The 2831-nt window shown below is 43.7% G+C and carries 2 protein-coding genes; both read left to right on the plus strand.

The genetic code is table 11. The features are described 5' to 3' along the window. The first annotated feature begins 418 nt into the window (after positions 1 to 418). Positions 419 to 2035 (plus strand): T9SS type A sorting domain-containing protein, encoded by a 1617-nt coding sequence (locus LHW48_04480; GenBank protein ID MCB5259717.1) that lies wholly within the window; start codon positions 419 to 421, stop codon positions 2033 to 2035. 147 nt (positions 2036 to 2182) lie between these two features. Then, positions 2183 to 2831: hypothetical protein (locus LHW48_04485; GenBank protein ID MCB5259718.1), on the plus strand; the 649-nt coding region annotated here is incomplete at its 3' end.

Raw genomic sequence — 2831 nt, forward strand, 5'->3', positions numbered from 1 at the left:
AATGTCCTTCCAATCCGAGTCCCATCGGGACGCCATTTTAGATAGCATCCTACAGCTACACAAGGTTATAGAGTCCTGTAGGGACGGCATTTCAGATAGCAAACACCGACCAGTCCATAATCAGACTCTCGTAAAATCATATATTCGATTCAGATAATATTTCTTGACATGATTTATAGCACTCGTAGAGTGTAAATAGTTTAATGGTCAGTCTGATGTACAAGCCAGACTCAGGAACCCGGGATAGACCAGCTGTCATGATCTGTTATACATGTCTGACCGATCAAGCTGCTATAAATTAACCAAGAACAATACAGGAGGCATCATGCAAGAACAGTCGGTTTATCCGGTTCGACTCAGCAATTTGCCCAGTATGTTTCAGTATTTACGATGCATCACCGTTTTATAGGAGGAATCCATGAAAAACTTTTCGCAATTGTTACTTATCTTACTCTTAATCCTGAGCTTGGGATCTCTTGCTGCCCTAAATCAAATGGAGTTACTCACCAGCATGACCGGTGAGTTCTACGGTAGCTATTTTGGCTATTCGCTGGTATCCATGGATTTCAATGGTGATGGTTATGATGATTTGATCGTTCATTCTATAGCCTGGAATCCGGATGGGGTTTACGGCCAACACGGAACCAATGGGTGGGGCAAGACCTATTGTTATTGGGGAGGCCCGGATTTTGACAATGTTGCAGATTTAACTTTTACGGGGACTCATCATGGTGGTTACAACGGACCTCTACGTAATGCCGGTGATGTAAACGGAGATGGTTATGATGATTTGCTTGCTTACAATTATGAAAATCTGATCACATCCGGGATCTTTTTCGGAGGTCCCAACCCATCGGTTGTTCCGGACATTCTCATCACCAAACCTGAGAATCTTATCTATAGTATGGGTGCTTATCCCCTGGGGGATATTACGGGGGACGGGAAGGCGGATATTGCTTTGCATGTAGAAGTAAGAGCGAAGCTATCCTATCCGGTCTTCTATATCTGGACAGGTGAAGATCAGCCATGGTACGAGGTGATGTCTAACTTCAATGGGAACTTTATGGCTACCTACGGAGTAGGGGACGTGAACAATGATGGGATAGATGATTTTGGAATCAATTATGGGATTCCCGGAGGAGAATGGGAAGATAGAAGATTTGTCCTTTATTATGGGAGTCAGAACTTTCCACAGCTTGACAGCCTGGTAATAGCCGCGAATACTAACCCTGAATTGGGGGGACACGGCTTTAATCCTGTGGGTGATGTTAATGGTGACGGAATCGCAGATTTTCTAACCATGAATAATCACATCTGGTATGGAGGAGACAGTATCGTCGCAGATCCGGATCTTGCCCTGATATACAGAACCGAATGGCATGATTGGTCAAGCATGCTCTACTGTAAAATACCCCATTGTACTTATGGAGATTTCAATGGGGACGGATATGACGATGTGGTAGGCTCTAATTATGGCGCTTACTACTACGAAGGCGAGGTGGGGATATGGCTGGGTAGCGCTAATATGGATCCCAATTGTGATCTCTATCTCAGACCACCGCAGTTTCACAATACCGAACAATTTGGTTGGGATAAGGCAGCGGGCGATTTCAACGCCGATGGCCTGTGTGATCTTGCCATCTCTTTCCCGAGTGATTATGCCGTGCCCCAATGGTCAGAAGGGACTGTGTTTGTGTATTCCGGCAATGCAGATATGGTCGCCAATGAAGATCAATTGATTACTAAGCCTGAGTCATGCGATTGGGAGATAAGCCTTTATCCAAGTCCTTTTGCCAGAGGACAAGGAGTATATATAGATTTTATTGGGGCGGATTACAAACAAGCGACAGGAGTCAATCTGGATGTTTATAATCTGAAGGGGCAAAAGGTAAGAAGCTTAGATGGAATAAGTACCGGTAGCACTTACCAATTGCCGGAGAATCTCACGTCAAGTCTAAATTCGGGGATGTATATCATTGCCGTAAAACAAGGGCAGAAAACCCTCTATACCAGGAAAATCTGTATTATCAAATAGGAGAGATTAAGTGAAGAAGATCTTTATTATTGTTGTGATGACAGCATTAGCTGTCCTGCTGTCTGCCAGCGAGTTTCAGCTGGGACTTATTCATACATCTTTAACAGTACATGGAATAATTCTCACAAGGATATTCTGTGTAATGGGATGAATGATCTGGGATATAACACAAATATAATGAAAGCTTTTAATGTATTAAACACAGAACTTTACGATACCATGAGAAACAACGGTCTAAATGCGATAGTGATTGACGGTGCCTGGGATCCCGCTACCGGAGCAAGTGGTTTCGCACCTCTTACCACAGCTTGCTATCATAAGTTTGAGGCTGAGTTTGTAGATGAGGATAATATTTCTTCTACTGATGCCACTGATAGTAGATTCTGGTATGGCACGCGAAGCGAATTCCTGCCAAATCCAAACCAAAGATACGGTATAAAACAACCAAACCAAGATGCTTCTAATGGTTATGTATGGAGATATTCACCAGTACAGGCTCCCCCAGGAGGAGTGCCACCAATTCCTGGTGTACATTCTGGATTTGCTTACACAAATCTTACTTACCGATGGCAGTATAGAGATGAAGCTAATAATACGGCCACGACGAGGGTGGGCAAGGAGTTTAGAGTATATAAGTATTCCAATAACTATGCGGGCAACTATTTCTACATCAGCTTTAAACTGAAGTATGATCTTGCCAATTTACAAGACCTGCCGGATAATACAGTTCTTCTGGAGTTCATGCCAAGCGGTTACCAGTATTCGGGTAGCGGGCACAGTCAAACTGGCACTCCGC

The sequence above is a fragment of the Candidatus Cloacimonadota bacterium genome, from assembly GCA_020532355.1.
GTDB lineage: Bacteria > Cloacimonadota > Cloacimonadia > Cloacimonadales > Cloacimonadaceae > UBA5456.

Bases quoted from the DNA above. Each gene is read 5' to 3' on its own strand.
- LHW48_04480 (MCB5259717.1), top strand. From the start codon at position 419: ATGAAAAACTTTTCGCAATTGTTACTTATCTTACTCTTAATCCTGAGC.